The following is a 14,370-nucleotide window of genomic DNA, read 5'->3' as shown; positions in this document are numbered from 1 at the left end:
CGTTCGATCACGGGGAAGTACAGACTACGGAGGTGCTCCGGCTGGCTCTTCAGAATCTAGTAGCTCCTTTCATAACCGCAATTGATCGTGCCCCGACCCCGCGTGCGCACCGTAGTTATCGACTCATCCACGCACCCAACGGCTGTTTATCGGCGTTGTGCGCCGCCGCGGCGACGACAGAGTCGCGTACCGGGTTGAGCGTCACAGCACGAACCTGTGTCCGGTTGCGCGTGTGGCTGTTACGGCTCGGGCTATTTGAGTTTGGGCGGGGGGTATTTGTCTCGCGTTCGTCCAGGGCGATTTCCTGAATTTCAGCGTGAGCATCGTGCGATGCGGTGGACATGAGATAGGCCGGTACTCCTCTGTTATCGTGAGACGGCTCTCACACCAGCCCACGAACGCAGAACAGCCCGGCCTATGCTTCGGATCGTACATTCCTTTCTCACGCTCGAACAGCATCTTCGCTCCATCGTCACCACGCCCCAGTCCTATCATCCCGGCCGCTGCCCGCACTGCGGCCGCACGTGCCTGTGGGCGCACGGCTTCTATGAACGCAAGGCCGACCGAAGCGTCACCGGCGCGCTCAATCCGGTGCCCGTGCCACGCTATTGCTGTGCCGCCTGCCGACGTACCTGTTCGCGCCTGCCGCTGTGCATCTGCCCGCTGCGCTGGTACGGCTGGGCGTTGCAGCAACTCGTGCTCTGCCTGATCCTCTCTGGCCTGTCGCTGCGCCGCATCGCAGCCCTGGTCGGCATCGATCGCCACACCGTGCGCCGCTGGTGGCGATGGCTCATGCGCTGCAGTGAGGACTTTGCCTTCGCCCTGCGAAGCCGCTTGCCCGAACTGGGCCGCGCAGCCGACACGGCGACCTTCTGGCGCCCCTGCTTCGCGCTCATGTCGCTGTCGCGTGCGATGGCCTGGCTTGATCTGGATGGCCTCGATGTCCCGTGATCGGCTGAACGCAATTCCACACGAGACGCACTGCCGGACGCGGTAACGGGCAACCCACAGGGTCTGCCCACTGCCGCCTGCACGGCATCAGGCGTTTCATGAGGTCTCTTCCACTTCAACGGAGACTTCATGAACGACATCGACCCCGTGGCGCTGTTCCGGCTGTCCGTGCTCGGCCCCATCGTGAGCCGCGAGCGACTCGAACGCGGCGAGCTGCTACAGCTGTTGCGTCAGCTCGCCCTCAAGGAGTACGCGATCCCGGGCTCGCGCCGGCGTCACATCAGCGAGCGCACGTTGCAGACGTGGTACTACGCCTGGCGACGCGAAGGCATCGCAGGGCTCGCCATCCGGCCGCGCACCGACACGGGTCGCTCGAAGCTGCCCGAGGTCGTGCAGGCTGCGGTGCTCGCCGCCAAACGCGAGAACCCCAGCCGCTCGGTGCGCCAGATCCGGCTGTTGCTGGAGGCCACCGGCATCGTGGCGCGCGGCACACTCTCACGCTGCGCCGTGCACCGCCTGCTCAAGTCTCACGACCTCTCGCGTATCGCCAGCCCTACAGTCGTTGCCCAGGAGAAGCGCAGCTTCGTGGCCGAGTACGCTGGCTCCATCTGGTACGGTGACGTCATGCACGGCCCGACGTTCTCGTTTGGCGGGGCGCGCCGCAAGACCTATCTCGTCTCGCTCATGGACGATGCCTCGCGCCTCGTTGCACACAGCGCCTTCTGTCTGTCCGAGACGGCCCTCGAGATCGAGGGCGTGCTCAAGCAGGCGCTCTTGCGTCGCGGAATTCCAAAGATGCTCGTCGTCGATAACGGCGCGGCCTATCGCGCCGCGAGCCTGCAGACCATCTGCGCAGACCTGGGCGTGCGTCTCGTGCATTGCCAGCCTTACCAGCCCACAAGCAAGGGCAAGCTCGAACGCTGGCACCGTACCGTACGCGAGCAGTTCCTCTCCGAACTGGACACCACACACATCCGCGAGCTGACTGACCTGAACGCGCGGCTGTGGGCGTGGCTCGAACAGGTCTACCACTGCGAGCCACACAGCGCGCTGGGCGAGAACGTGACGCCGCTCTCGCGCTACCGGCAGGACCTGCCGCGCATCCGCGCGCTCGGCTCGCTTGCCCCCAGGCTCGATGAGCTGTTCCTGCACCGCGTCGAGCGACGCGTGCGCCGCGACGGCACCGTCTCGTACGAAGGCGCCGTCTTCGAGGTGCCCTATGAACTCAGCGGCCACTACGTCGTGCTCGTCGTCGATCCGCACGCCGGTACGGTCGTGCGTGTCCAGAGCAGGCAGGGCGCTCCACTGGGCGCGGCCACCGCGCTTGATGCGCTGGCCAACAGCCGGCGCCGGCGCAGCAGGACGCCCGCCGTTGCCGCGACTGCAGCGCCCGCTGCCACAGCCAACCTCATCGAACTCGTCCATCAACATCATTACCGTCGCGAGGACTGACACATGTACCGCCAACACTTCGGCCTGCGTTGCGCGCCGCTGGACACCGACGGCACCGATCTGTGGGACGATGGCGCGCTCGCGCGCCTGTCCGAACGCTTCCAGTGGCTGCTCGACAGCCCCGGCATCGGCCTGCTCACCGGGGAGCCCGGCGTGGGCAAGACCGCCATGCTGCGCCACCTCACGCGCAACCTCAATCCGCACCGCTACCAGACCATCTATCTGTCCGAGACCGAGTTCGGGCGCATCGACCTGTACCGCTCGCTGGCCCGCGAACTCGGGCTCGAACCCAGCTACCGGCGCGCGGACCTGTGGCGCGACATCAAGCAGCGCATCACCGAGCTGGCCAACGGCAAGCAGGTCCTGCCGGTGTGGATCATCGATGAGGCGCAGAACCTGCCGCCGGAGTTCTTCCGCGACTTCCCCTCGTTCCTGAACTTCGCCTTCGACGCCCGCAGTCTCATCACCGTGTGGCTTGCCGGCCATCCGGAGCTGGCCCCGATGCTCGAGCGCAACGCTTACGCCGCGCTCTACAGCCGCATCCAGACCCGCGTGCAACTGCAGCCCGTCACCGAGCACGCCCGCTTCGCACAGCTCATCGCCCACGCGCTCAAGGCCGCCGGCTGCAACCACACGCTGATCTCCGAAACCGGGCTCGAACTGCTGCGCCAGGCTTCGCGCGGATTGCCGCGCAATGCCGGGCGTATCCTGCGCACCGCCATGCAGCTGGCTGTGCCCAAAGGGCTGAACCATCTGCCCGACGAGCTGTTGCAGCAGGCGATTGGGGAAATGCGATGAGCCGCCGCCCTCAGCAGCCAGGTCAGTCACGCACACCGTCCACGCGTATCGGGCCACGACCGCCGCCGCTACCCGCGCTCACCGACGAGGCGGCGGCCCAGATCCAGCAACTGTTGTGCGACTGGCTGCTGTGGTTCAGCAGCGCATACGCAGAGCAGATCCAGCGCAGCAGGCAACCATGGTCCGCCCCGGTGCGGCATCACATCGACGATCCGTTCTGAGCGACGGCCCCGGGCGAGCATCCCGGGGCCGTTGCTCTTGCAGCGCGCGACAACATTGCGCCGGGTGTCGATCTACGTCTCGCGTTCGACTGCGGTTCATTCATTCTCGCTGAGCGCGAGACATCCGCCACTGTCTCAACGCCAAATATCTCGCACTACAGAATACCGTTTAGATCGCGACGGAACAGTGTGGCGCGAACAGCGGGCCGGATTGCATTCGCGCGCCTTTGCGTACAACGCGTGATGCGCGGCGAGAAGCGTACGGTCGTCGCCGGCGTGACGCTGCGCGGCAGTGTCGCAGTAAGGCACTGCGATGGAATTTTTCCTCCCCACCTGCGTGAAGACCACGATGACGAAAACGAAGAAGACACTGCCGCCCGGCATCGGCAAGGTACTCAAGCACCTTCATTATCCGCTTGACGTCATTTTGGTATGCGTGCGGTGGTATGTCGCCTACTCGTTAAGCCTGCGCAACCTCGAAGAAATGATGGCCTGACACGGCGTCGACGTGGATCATTCGACGGTGCACCGCTGGTTCCTCAAGTTCGTGCCGCTGTTCGAAAAGGCGTTTCGCCGGCACAAGCGGCCCGTGGGCAGAAGCTGACGCATGGTCGAAACCTGCATTAGGGTGAGTGGTCAGTCGAAGTACCTGTATCGCGCAGTGGACAAGGCCGCCAACACGGTCGACTTCCTGCTGCGCGCCCGGCGTGACAAGGTCGCTGCCGGGAGTTGCTTCGAGAAGGCGATCGAGCACAACGGCGAACCTGAGACGGTCACGATTGAGAAGAGCGGCGCGAACCGGGCTGCGCTCGATGTCCTGAACGGCGAACGGGAAACGCCCATCCGGATCAGGCAGATCAAGTAGCAGAACAACATTGTGGAGCCGGACCATCGCGCGATCAAGAGGATGGTCAGGCCGATGATGGGCTTCAAAAGCTTCCAGTGCGCCCGCGTCATTCTTTCCGGTATCGAGATCATGCATATGATCCGGAAAGGGCAGATGACGGGTGACAATAACCGCAGCGATGCAGAGCAATTCCACTCGCTGGTTATCTGAGGAATCCTGAGCTGATAGCTCCATTGAGCTCACGTCTACTATCGCGACACAACCGATCAGAGTGTCACCACTACGCGGTCCCTTAAGGTTTTCATCAGTTCCGGCCGATAGAATTCCGGCTTGCCAAACAACGCTCCGATCGACACTTCGTTTTGTTCGCGATTTCGATCGGCCTATCCAGAGAATTTGCAGGCATGCCAGGAGACCTGTAATAGATGAACACCAACCGAGAATGCGTACAATCCGACCTTTGGGCCAATTGGCTTCTGCGCGAGCGGTTTGCCGGTGATCCGGCACATGAGCGGGCTTTCCGTGCCGATATCAGTCGATATGCCGATCGTGTTCTCGACGGTGCGCGGCTTGAGGCGGGCATGACCCTTGTCGACGTTGGCGCTGGCGATGGACTTGTTGCGTTTCGCGCGATAGACCGCATCGGCCCTTCTCTGCATACTGTCCTGGTTGACATTTCTGCGGCGTTGCTGCAGCACGCCGAAGCGACCGCGACCCAATGCGGAATTCGAGGGCAGTGCACTTTTACCCAATGTTCTGCGGAGGCGCTTGAGGGCATTGGGGACGCCAGCGTGGATGCCGTTACCACTCGCGCGGTGCTGGCCTATCTACCCGACAAACGCGCCGTGCTGCGCGAGTTCTACCGCGTCGTGAAGCCTGGCGGTCGGATTTCCATCGCCGAGCCCATCTGCCGTGACGACGCGCTTGATGTGGTCGCCTTAAAAAAGAGTGTCGACGCGCTTCCGGCCGGAACTGACGATCATATTTCCCGTTTGCTTTATCGCTGGAAAATCACGCACCTTCCCGGTACCGAGGAGGATATCGCAGCGAATCCAATCACCAACTATAGCGAACGGGATCTGGTTCGGTATGCCATGGATGCCGGGTTTACAGACATTCACATGGAGTTTCATATCGACGTCGGTCCTTCGCCAACCACGTCATGGGATGTTCTATTGAAAAATCCGCCATTTCCTTGGGCGCCCCCCCTCGGTGAATTGCTTCGCAATACGTTCACGAAAGACGAGGGGAAACGCATTGAGCAAGCATTACGTCCTCTCCTCACATCAGGCCAGCAATCCTTTTCCATACGCACCGCATTCCTGAGCGCGACGAAGCCGCTTGCGTCATAGCAGATGCGCCGGAGCGGATTTTTAGATGCGACAGTGACCTCGGCTCGCCATTTGGCGGCGTGTCTGGGCGATAAGCGGTTCGGACGAAGCGAGCGGTTTGTGCTGGGACTACGGTCCAGAGTTCACCGGGAAGGTCCTGGATGCATGGGCTTGCGGCCGGTATAACGCTGTCGTTCATCCGGCCCGACAAGCCAGTGGAGCACGCCTACTTCGAGCGTTTCAACGGGCGCTTCCAGGATGGTTGCCTGAACGAGCACTGGTTTGTCTCCATCCAAAATACCAGAAGCTTGATTGAATCGCGGCGGGTCGGGCATAACACCGAGCGGCCCCACAGTTCGCTCGGCTGTCATACGCCCGAGCAGTTCGCACGGGCGTATGACGCTGCCCGGCAGTTTTTAACCTCGGACTCAAGCTGCGGTCCGGACTACAACCGGGGCAGGTCAGTCCGCGGAAAGCGCGTGTACGGACGCCAGAATGGATGGGTGAAACTGTAAGAAAGCAATAGCGCGATCGTTGGAACTGGCTCAGCGTACCTTAAGCTTCCGGTGTTATCGTCGGTCCGCATGTGTTGGAGCAAGGCAAATTTGTTTCGCACCAACGTCAATTTCGAGCTGCGAATTCCAGCCGGGATTTGAGCCGTGCCCTCTGGCCGGCGAGCAAGCGTCAGGAAAAGTGTCCGTGCGTTACGACAGGAGTGCCAGATTGACTCGTATTATCAGCACCCACCTTTTCGTGGCTTCGCTGTCGGCGATTTGCATCCAATTGATCCTCTTCGTCTCGGCAGCGATTTCGGATGAATCGCTGGAATTTCAACTACCCGAGTCATTCAGGCGCTACGTTTTCTCCCTGATCGTGGCCTCGGCCGTGTGGGTAAAGATCGTTGCTCGACGTGCCTTGATCGTGTTTCGGCCAACCGGGACGCCGTCATTTAAGGCGGCGCGTCACCTACGGTATCCGATTCGAAGCACTGCAGGCTGGACAGACTTGTGCAGCTGCATGTCGGTCGTTCTGGTTGGTCGAGCGAGCCGGTCCGCGGCGTACGAGGGGCAGCCGGGACTAGCCGGTTTTCACGGCAGTGCGTTCGACGACATTGCCCGGACCAGTCACGTCCCTTCAGCCGTATTTGCGCTCCGATAAACATTCAATCCATTTGTGGAGGTCGTACTGGAACGAGAGCACACGAATGAGACAGCGACGCGCAGGAGACTCGTCTGCGTCGCGTATAACTATGCCTTCGAGGCAGCTGTAACCGTAGGGGACGAGCTTTGAAACACCTCAATCGTACGCTCATCGCGACGTTGTTGCGCACACTCTCCATACTTCCCTATAAATTCGTCGCGCGGCTCGGAGTGGCCGCAGGTACCGCGTTGTATGCGCTGCCGAGCCGCCGCAAGCACATCGTCCTGGTGAACTTGCGTCTTTGCTTCCCGCAGAAGAGCAGCGGCGAACTTCGGAGACTCGCACGAGCGCATTTTCGCCATGTTGTTCGCAGCTATCTCGAGCGAGGTATCCAGTGGTTTGGCAGTGCTCAGGCGATCCGCGACATCGTTCAGATCGAAAGCAGAATCGATCTCAACGATGCGGCGGCCCCGCCTACCATTTTCATGGGATTTCACTTTGTGGGCATTGAGGTCGGCTGCATGCTCTACTCGACGCATCATCCCGTGGCCTCACTCTATACACGCATGTCAAGCACTGCCTTATGCGACCTCGCCAGGCAGCAGCGGGGCAGATTCGGCGCGGAGATGATCGAGCGCGCGACCAGCGCGAGAAAAATTGTAGGTTTGCTTCGGACCGGCAAGCCCGTCATGCTGGCAGCGGATATGGACCAGGGTATCGACAACTCAGTTTTTGTACCCTTCTTTGGCGTTCCCGCCTGCACACTCACGGCCGTTTCGCGACTCGCGAGACTCGGTCGGGCGCGGGTTGTGCCTTTTGTCACCGAGGTGCTCCCTGAGTATCAAGGGTACAAATTGACGATCTTCGAACCGCTCGCGGACTTCCCGTCTGGATGCGATGTGGTCGACGCGCGGCGCATGAATGCGTTTCTCGAAGAACAGGTGGTGAAATTTCCCGAGCAGTATTACTGGGTACACCGGCGTTTCAAGCACCGGCCACCGGGCATGGCGTCAGTGTATTGAGCCGCATGTCTGGCCATGGCCCCGGCCGACGGCGTGTTCGGGAATCCACTCGTTGCAGGGCTTCTTAGATTGCGCAGTCGCATGCTCGAGCAAGCCGGTCCTGCACGACGATAACGGTAGTGCACTCAAGGCCGCCACGGTACTGGCGATGCCCAATTGGCTGGGAGCGAAGCCGTCGTACTCTCGCCCGCGCGTCTCGGATGACAACGCCTTTGTGGAATCGCTGTTCAGGAAGGCCAAATACCGCCCTGAATTCCCGGCGAGCGGCTTCGCCGACCGGGTCGGGCATGGCGATATTTTTACTCGCGGGCCACGCGAGGGGGCATGCACATGCCCGTACTACCCAGCTTTCACGGTAACGCTATGACCTAGGACTATCGGCGGCGGAAAGGCAAGCGGCGAGCTGAAGCGTCTTCAACTGGGCGCTATACCAGTGCATGACCAAGAAGGCCGATGGCCCCGAGGACGAAGCTGGCGAGCGAACGTCCGGTGTACGCAGCCCCCCCCGACGTTCGACTGTCCGTCGATGCATGCTAGCGAACGGCCGAAATTGGCCGGCTAGCGCCCGATGACCGAACACAGTGATCGTCGCCGCCACGTCCATTCATGCAATGGGCATAAACGACCCGTTGCTGCCGTTGACAAGCTCCCCGCTCAAATGGCTGCATATGGTGTGCGCCGGACATCCAGAGCGCAGTTGAACAACACGTCTGCTCCCTCAGCTTTCCACCTTGGCGATCTGCGTCTCTCTTGCTAGCTTTGCCTGTCGCCGGGTCTTCTCGTTAAGGATCTGATGACGACGGTGGTCCGTCATCTTCTTCCAGCCCTGGATTTCGTCTCGCGTCCGAAAGCAGCCGATGCAAAGCCCGGTCTTGCCATCGAACGCACATACATCGACGCAGGGTGATTTGACTGCCATCAGTCAGGCGGCGGCCGTCGGATTCACTTCGACTGTCACATGCGACAATCCCTTGAAACGCTTGAGTGCCGCGCGGTAGAACCCCGGGTTGCGCTGCGCTTCACCGGTAGCCACCGATACGATCGCGCTCATGTGCCCCGGACCGACGCGCCACACATGGAGGTCGAGCACTGTGTCGCCGTTGTCTTCAATGACATGACGGACGTTCTCGGCCATGCGCTTGTCCGGATTCATGTCGAGCAGAATGCCGCCCGTATCGCGCATCAAGCCCCACGACCAGTTTGCAATCACCAATGCGCCGATTACGCCCGCCAACGGGTCCATCCAGACCCAGCCAAACGCACGCGCGAGCAGTAGACCGATGATCGCCAGCACAGAAACCGCCGCGTCGGCAATGACGTGAATGTAGGCGGAACGGATGTTGTGGTCACGGTTGGCGGCGGCTTGTGCATCGTCGTGATTGTGCTCGTGTTCCTCGAACTCGATCTGATGTTCACCATCGGGCAGGCGGACAATGGCCCTGAATGCGTGCGGCTCGGGAATGTCGTCCTTCGACTCCAGATAGCCGCCGCGATCGGCAAACGCGAAGGTCTGTTGCGTGCCGTCGGGACGAATTGTCGTCACTGAAACCGCATTGGCGTTCAGTGTCGAGGAAGCCGTTTCGGGCGTAATGCGGAAGACGGGCGGTACACCGTCTTCGAAGACCGACAGGGCAAATACGCCAGCGCTGCCGAAGATGCGGTGCACCTCGTCATCGTGACCGTGCTCGTCTTCATGGCCGTGACCATGACCATGACCGTGGCTATGCCCATGACCATGACTGTGGCCGTGGTGGTTGCCGCTCAGCAGCCAGACGCTCGCGAGATTGACCATCAGGCCAAGCACGGCGATAGGGATCGCCTGACCGAAGTGGATGGGCACGGGCGAGAGAAAGCGCGATACGGCTTCGTATCCAATCAGTAGCGCGATCATCGCGAGCACGATGGCGCTGGTAAAGCCCGCGAGGTCGCCCAGCTTGCCGGTGCCGAATACGAAGCGGTTATCGGCCGCGTGCCTGCGCGCGTAGGTGTACGCCAAGGCCGCGATCAGCATCGCGCCCGCGTGTGTCGACATGTGCAGACCATCGGCGACGAGCGCCAGCGAGCCAAAAAAGCTGCCGCCGACAATTTCCGCCACCATCATCGCGCTGCACAGCACGATCACCATCCAGGTCCTGCGCTCGTTGTCTTCATGGGCTGCACCCAGAAAGATGTGGTCGTGTCCCGCTCCGAAAGCGGAATCTTCGAAGTTGCTCATGGTTCCCTCTTACTTGAAGTAGCTGTGGACTACCTCAATCAGTTGCTCGGTGCCGCTGCCGTGCTCGTCGTCCGGCTCTGCGTCGACGAGATGCGTTCGAATGTGGTCCTCAAGAACCACGGCAAGCAACCCGTTCATCGCCCCACGGCTGCTGGTGATCAGCTGGAGCACATCCATACAGCCCCGCTCTTCTTCAAGTGCGCGCTCTATGGCTTCAATCTGGCCCTTAATGCGGCGAACCCGGTTAAGTAGCTTCTGTTTTTCGCGAATCGTATGGCTCACGGCTAGCCCCCTGAATACGGTAGGGGGCTATGTTACCACTGATAGGGTAGGGGGGTATACGTTTGTATCGAAGGGGATTTGGTTTTGTGCATAGAACATTGCCAGCGCGGCTTTGAGGTCAGAGGAACGTAGCCTGCCGGGTAGGTGCGCCCTTGCCCGCGTGGCTAAGGCAAGTACCGCTTCCAATCAGCTATCGCGACGCACGACCCCGGGCATTCTGGGGTAGCATCCCCATGCGTCCGCCTTGTCACCAGGTAATGAGAACCTTTTGTTTGTACGTCGCTACGGCGATCGCTGAAATCCTTGGCTGCTATCTCCCATACTTGTGGCTTAAGGAGGGCAAGAGCGTCGCGCTGGTGATACCGGCCGCGCTATCGCTCGCCATCTTTGCATGGCTTCTGACTCTGCATCCAAGTGCAGCGGGCCGCGTCTATGCAGCCTATGGCGGGGTTTACATCGCCGTCGCGCTGATCTGGCTCTGGCTTGTCGAGGGAATGCGGCCGACGATTTGGGACTGGGCCGGCGTGGCATTCTCGCTTGTCGGAATGGCGATCATCGCATTTCAACCGCGCTGAGCCGGGCGCTGCCGCGAAGGGCATCGCACTCGTTCATGTGGCCGCATACCGATGCAGACCGGTCGTCCGAATGTCTGTCCGATTGATTCGGCGAATGACGCTTCATGGCGTGCGCCGTGCAAAGGCGGCGCTTTTCCAGTGGGTGAAAGCCCCACCCGGCAACCGCTCCAGCCGGAAGCAACCGGAGCAATCGTGGAGGTAACGAAGCGGTTAAAGCCTTCGGTTGTGAAGCGCAGGGAGTCGCATTCTGTTCATGCGATCGTGGCTCCGCCAAACATGCCTTACCAAACTCGGATCGCCGGCGACGCCCGAACGCTTCGGCTGCCGTTCTCGCGGTCAGACCGCACAGGGGACTTTCACCCCGAAGCTTTCGCACCCTCCCAACACACGAAAAAAGCCCCGGTAGCCAGACCGGGGCAACGAGGAATTACCGCTAACGCTGCCTCGGGGACGGCAGCGATCCAAGTATCGCCTTTCCGGACGGGATATATCGTGACATCAGATGCAGAAAATTTTTAATCTTTCTTTAGAATTCCTTGCCACTTTTCCCAGGCCACTCGAGAGCAGTGTCGTACTCAGAGGACAACATACGCAAAGTCGAAGCGCAAACGGATCGCCCCCAGTGCCAATGGCACCACGATTAAGATCAACCTGCAAGGTCGCGATTGGCCCCGCCTCCGACCACACGACAGCGTCATGATCCGCCGTGTCCCCTTTGAGGGCCCGGGCGAGCTCCCCGCCATTTTTTTCACGTTCGTAATCGTATTCGTCAGCGGCCTGGATAGCGTCGACTAGCTTCCTGGCGTCACTGCTTAAACGCGGGCCCGATGCGCCTGCGCACCGGGCCATTTTCGTCCCGCTCAAGCGGTGGATCTTCGCGCCGATGAGATCCCACGCCAGCGGCGACAGGCTTCCTGTTCCAACGGACGTTGCCGCCGGGCGGACCCGGTGCTCCAAGCCGATGCGCGTTCGGATCGCAAGCTCACCTGGACCGTGCATAGTTCGTTTGCCGAACAATTAACCACTCTTAATGTTTGGACATTGCGCTGTGAAACCACGGTCGCTACGTTGTCACGACCGGAATGTCAAACAGGACGGTGCGGTGCCGCCTCAGGTTCACGGGTTGGCGGGAAGCGCTGGCGATGGCGAGCCGACCCTGCACGTGCACCGCCTCCGACACACCCAGCGTCGCTGGTAGTACCAGTCAATGATTCGCGCAAGAATGGACAACGAGATGCAGAAGCTGTGCGTGATGGGGGTCGCCGCTGCGCTCCTCGCAGGCTGCACGATGGAGCCGTGGTATCACCGGCCGCAGGCGCCGGTCTCGCAGACCTTCCCGGAAGGCGGCGTCTATGCGACGCAGCCGGGCCAGTCGGGCGGCGCGCCGAACGGCCGCAGCGCCAACGGCGCGTCGGCCACCGACATCGGCTGGCGCATCTTCTTCGTCGATCGGCGTCTGCAGGCGCTCGTCGAGATCGCGCTGAAGAACAACCGCGACCTGCGCGTTTCGGTGCTCAACGTCGAGGCGGCGCGCGCCCAGTACCAGATCACGCGCGCCCAGTTGCTTCCGTCTGCCAGTGCCGTGGGCTCAGACGCGCGCACGCGCGTTCCGATGGATTTCCAGTTCATTCCGGAGAATCCATATAGCGATTACAACGTGGGTCTGCAGGCGTCGTGGGAAATCGACTTCTGGGGGCGTATCCGCAGCCTGAAGGACCAGGCGTTGGCGCAGTATCTCTCCACGGCGCAGGCGCGCAAGGCGGCAGAAATCTCGCTCGTCTCGCAGGTGGCCGAGCAGTACCTGACGATGCTGGCCGACGATGACTTGCTGAACGTCACGCAGGGCACGTTGAAGGTCGCGCAGGACTCCTACAACATCACGAAGGCCCAGTTCGACAACGGCACGGGCTCCGAACTCGATCTGCGCCAGGCGCAGTCCGTGGTCGAAACCGCGCAGGCCAACCTGCAGGCCCAGCTGCGGGCCCGCGCACAGGCCGAGAACGCGCTTGTGCTGCTGATCGGCGAGCCGCTGCCGGCCGACCTGCCGCCTGGTCTGCCGCTCTCCTCGCAGAACCTGCTGACCGACATTCCGGCGGGTCTCCCGTCCGACCTGCTCACGCGGCGTCCGGACATCATGGAGGCGGAAGAGAGCCTGCTCGCCGCGAACGCGAACATCGGCGCGGCGCGTGCAGCGTTCTTCCCGAAGGTTTCGCTGACGGCGGCCTTCGGTACGGAAAGCCTGTCGCTTGGCAGCCTCTTCAAGGCCGGCACGGCGGCGTGGAGCTTCGCGCCGCAGATCACGATGCCGATCTTCGAAGGCGGTGCGAACATCGCGAACCTGGACCTCGCGAATGTCGAGAAGCGCATCGAGATCGCCGACTACGAGAAGGCCATCCAGTCCGCGTTCCGCGAAGTGGCGGACGGGCTCGCGGCGCGCGGCACCTACGAGCAGCAAATCGCCGCGCTCCAGCGCAACACCTTCGCGAACCAGCGCAGCCTCGATCTTGCGGAACTGCGCTACAAGAACGGTGTGGACAGCTATATTTCGGTGCTGCTCGCGCAAACCAACCTGTACTCGGCGCAGCAGACCCTGGTCCAGACGCAGCTGGCACGGCAGAACAACCTGGTCGATCTGTACCGCGCGCTGGGCGGCGGCTGGATCGAGCATGCGGGCGAAACGCCGCGCCCGGCCGATGCGCCGGCCGACTACGGCTCGGCGAGCGCGCCGGCCCCAGGCTAGTCTGCCACGCGCAAGTGGATGACGGTCATGTCTGCCGGGAACACCGCGGCGCAACGGCACAGTGTTCTGGCGCTGTGCTGTAGCGGTGACCGAGGTCAATGCCGGACGATTGAAGAGGCCAACTCCGTAGATGGAATTCGGCATCAAGCGACAAGAGCGCACCGCATGTCTGACCATGCACCGGATGTGTGCAAGCCCTCGGCAGGCTCGACTGCGACGAACTGCAGCGTGGCGAGCGCCCACTGCGACGGTGGGGCGGGCGGCCCGCTCAGGCACTTATGTCGCGCGTTCGGGGAACGAACCACAACGCTCGCAAGGCCGGAATCGACCAGCGCGGTTTTGGCCCGCAAAGAGGACGCACGCGCCAATGCGGCAGTCATGGCCCACACTGCTCTACCCACTCATGATGCTGCAGCACCTTGTGGCACACCTGAAAGCGGGCGGCATGGACCGGACTGGAGAGGGCCACAGCGAGCCCCAGAATGATAGCGACGGATGCGAGTTTCATGATGGAACCTCCTGATGGTCGAGCGAAGTCCGTCCGGCCTGGCCGGAGCAGCAGCGTCTGACCGTGCACACAAATGAGCGCGGCCAATGCCGTCGCATGCACAAGTTTAGTCGGAGTCCTCTGCGATAGTAACCGGCAAGGATTAAGCCTTCTTAACGCGCTGGCGCCAAGGCCAGCTAAGGCGCGTGGTGGGCACCGGCTTACATTCTTTCTCCGAACAGCAAGCATTCTTAATGTCCCGGCCATTGTTCCGCGCAGGCGCAACTGCTACGGTATGGTGACCGTAAA

Annotated in this window: 14 protein-coding genes and 2 pseudogenes; 11 read left to right on the top strand and 5 right to left on the bottom strand. The window is 61.7% G+C overall.

Annotated elements, in window-relative coordinates; genetic code table 11:
- Positions 1–115: 115 nt before the first annotated feature.
- Positions 116–343 carry a hypothetical protein gene (locus tag WJ542_RS21240; RefSeq protein ID WP_411191426.1) on the bottom strand — a complete coding sequence of 76 codons (228 nt, stop codon included), beginning with the start codon at positions 341–343 and terminating at the stop codon, positions 116–118.
- Between the two features lie 74 nt (positions 344–417).
- On the opposite strand from WJ542_RS21240, the gene WJ542_RS21235 reads away from it, so the two are divergent.
- The 9 genes and pseudogenes from WJ542_RS21235 to WJ542_RS21195 form a co-directional block, all read left to right on the top strand.
- A complete protein-coding gene (locus WJ542_RS21235) occupies positions 418–951 on the top strand; it encodes a DUF6431 domain-containing protein (protein WP_411188275.1) in 534 nt (177 codons plus the stop codon).
- A gap of 129 nt (positions 952–1,080) precedes the next feature.
- Positions 1,081–2,403, top strand: a complete 1,323-nt coding sequence (locus WJ542_RS21230) for a DDE-type integrase/transposase/recombinase (RefSeq protein ID WP_411188276.1) — start codon at positions 1,081–1,083, stop codon at positions 2,401–2,403.
- A gap of 3 nt (positions 2,404–2,406) precedes the next feature.
- Positions 2,407–3,201 carry an ExeA family protein gene (locus WJ542_RS21225; protein WP_411188277.1) on the top strand — a complete coding sequence of 265 codons (795 nt, stop codon included), beginning with the start codon at positions 2,407–2,409 and terminating at the stop codon, positions 3,199–3,201.
- Positions 3,198–3,422: a hypothetical protein gene (locus WJ542_RS21220; RefSeq protein WP_411188278.1), complete on the top strand. Its 225-nt coding sequence runs from the start codon at positions 3,198–3,200 to the stop codon at positions 3,420–3,422. Before WJ542_RS21225 ends, WJ542_RS21220 begins: the two co-directional genes overlap by 4 nt.
- Before the next feature lie 349 nt (positions 3,423–3,771).
- Positions 3,772–4,479: pseudogene (locus tag WJ542_RS21215) on the top strand (IS6 family transposase).
- A 215-nt stretch (positions 4,480–4,694) separates the two neighbouring features.
- Positions 4,695–5,621 carry a class I SAM-dependent methyltransferase gene (locus tag WJ542_RS21210; protein ID WP_411191425.1) on the top strand — a complete coding sequence of 309 codons (927 nt, stop codon included), beginning with the start codon at positions 4,695–4,697 and terminating at the stop codon, positions 5,619–5,621.
- A gap of 140 nt (positions 5,622–5,761) precedes the next feature.
- A complete protein-coding gene (locus WJ542_RS21205) occupies positions 5,762–6,115 on the top strand; it encodes an integrase core domain-containing protein (RefSeq protein WP_411191424.1) in 354 nt (117 codons plus the stop codon).
- A gap of 771 nt (positions 6,116–6,886) precedes the next feature.
- Positions 6,887–7,762 (top strand): lipid A biosynthesis lauroyl acyltransferase, encoded by an 876-nt coding sequence (locus WJ542_RS21200; protein ID WP_411191423.1) that lies wholly within the window; start codon positions 6,887–6,889, stop codon positions 7,760–7,762.
- Positions 7,763–7,841: 79 nt separating this feature from the next.
- A pseudogene (locus WJ542_RS21195) lies at positions 7,842–8,036 on the top strand (IS3-like element ISAzo10 family transposase); the annotation flags it as partial.
- A gap of 444 nt (positions 8,037–8,480) precedes the next feature.
- Here WJ542_RS21195 and WJ542_RS21190 read toward each other — a convergent pair.
- From WJ542_RS21190 to WJ542_RS21180, 3 genes are read right to left on the bottom strand one after another with little or no spacing between them, the layout of a single operon-like run.
- The gene (locus WJ542_RS21190; RefSeq protein ID WP_411191422.1) at positions 8,481–8,681 is read right to left on the bottom strand and encodes a DUF1289 domain-containing protein; all 201 of its coding nucleotides are present in this window, start codon (positions 8,679–8,681) and stop codon (positions 8,481–8,483) included.
- Positions 8,682–8,684: 3 nt separating this feature from the next.
- Positions 8,685–9,977, bottom strand: a complete 1,293-nt coding sequence (gene dmeF, locus WJ542_RS21185; RefSeq protein ID WP_411191421.1) for a CDF family Co(II)/Ni(II) efflux transporter DmeF — start codon at positions 9,975–9,977, stop codon at positions 8,685–8,687.
- Positions 9,978–9,986: 9 nt separating this feature from the next.
- Complete coding sequence (locus tag WJ542_RS21180; RefSeq protein ID WP_411191420.1) at positions 9,987–10,259, bottom strand: metal/formaldehyde-sensitive transcriptional repressor; 273 nt, start codon at positions 10,257–10,259, stop codon at positions 9,987–9,989.
- Between the two features lie 257 nt (positions 10,260–10,516).
- On the opposite strand from WJ542_RS21180, the gene WJ542_RS21175 reads away from it, so the two are divergent.
- Positions 10,517–10,834: a YnfA family protein gene (locus WJ542_RS21175; RefSeq protein ID WP_411191419.1), complete on the top strand. Its 318-nt coding sequence runs from the start codon at positions 10,517–10,519 to the stop codon at positions 10,832–10,834.
- Positions 10,835–12,056: 1,222 nt separating this feature from the next.
- On the top strand, positions 12,057–13,574 hold the full coding sequence (locus WJ542_RS21170) for an efflux transporter outer membrane subunit (protein WP_411191417.1): 1,518 nt from the start codon (positions 12,057–12,059) through the stop codon (positions 13,572–13,574).
- A gap of 376 nt (positions 13,575–13,950) precedes the next feature.
- Here WJ542_RS21170 and WJ542_RS21165 read toward each other — a convergent pair whose 3' ends face one another.
- On the bottom strand, positions 13,951–14,082 hold the full coding sequence (locus WJ542_RS21165) for a hypothetical protein (RefSeq protein ID WP_411191416.1): 132 nt from the start codon (positions 14,080–14,082) through the stop codon (positions 13,951–13,953).
- Positions 14,083–14,370: the final 288 nt, after the last annotated feature.

Origin of the sequence: Paraburkholderia yinzeri, from assembly GCF_046581065.1 — a bacterium.
Lineage (GTDB): Bacteria > Pseudomonadota > Gammaproteobacteria > Burkholderiales > Burkholderiaceae > Paraburkholderia.
The sequence above is the reverse complement of the archived record's forward strand: the minus strand, read 5'-3'. Positions and strand labels throughout refer to the sequence as shown.

What these genes read in the sequence shown, in the direction of transcription:
- WJ542_RS21170 (WP_411191417.1), top strand. Translation starts at nt 12,057, where the DNA reads ATGGACAACGAGATGCAGAAGCTGTGCGTGATGGGGGTCGCCGCTGCG.
- WJ542_RS21235 (WP_411188275.1), top strand. Translation starts at nt 418, where the DNA reads ATGCTTCGGATCGTACATTCCTTTCTCACGCTCGAACAGCATCTTCGC.
- WJ542_RS21175 (WP_411191419.1), top strand. Translation starts at nt 10,517, where the DNA reads ATGAGAACCTTTTGTTTGTACGTCGCTACGGCGATCGCTGAAATCCTT.
- WJ542_RS21165 (WP_411191416.1), bottom strand. Translation starts at nt 14,082, where the DNA reads ATGAAACTCGCATCCGTCGCTATCATTCTGGGGCTCGCTGTGGCCCTC.
- WJ542_RS21240 (WP_411191426.1), bottom strand. Translation starts at nt 343, where the DNA reads ATGTCCACCGCATCGCACGATGCTCACGCTGAAATTCAGGAAATCGCC.
- WJ542_RS21225 (WP_411188277.1), top strand. Translation starts at nt 2,407, where the DNA reads ATGTACCGCCAACACTTCGGCCTGCGTTGCGCGCCGCTGGACACCGAC.
- WJ542_RS21210 (WP_411191425.1), top strand. Translation starts at nt 4,695, where the DNA reads ATGAACACCAACCGAGAATGCGTACAATCCGACCTTTGGGCCAATTGG.
- WJ542_RS21205 (WP_411191424.1), top strand. Translation starts at nt 5,762, where the DNA reads ATGCATGGGCTTGCGGCCGGTATAACGCTGTCGTTCATCCGGCCCGAC.
- WJ542_RS21230 (WP_411188276.1), top strand. Translation starts at nt 1,081, where the DNA reads ATGAACGACATCGACCCCGTGGCGCTGTTCCGGCTGTCCGTGCTCGGC.
- WJ542_RS21190 (WP_411191422.1), bottom strand. Translation starts at nt 8,681, where the DNA reads ATGGCAGTCAAATCACCCTGCGTCGATGTATGTGCGTTCGATGGCAAG.
- WJ542_RS21220 (WP_411188278.1), top strand. Translation starts at nt 3,198, where the DNA reads ATGAGCCGCCGCCCTCAGCAGCCAGGTCAGTCACGCACACCGTCCACG.
- dmeF (WP_411191421.1), bottom strand. Translation starts at nt 9,977, where the DNA reads ATGAGCAACTTCGAAGATTCCGCTTTCGGAGCGGGACACGACCACATC.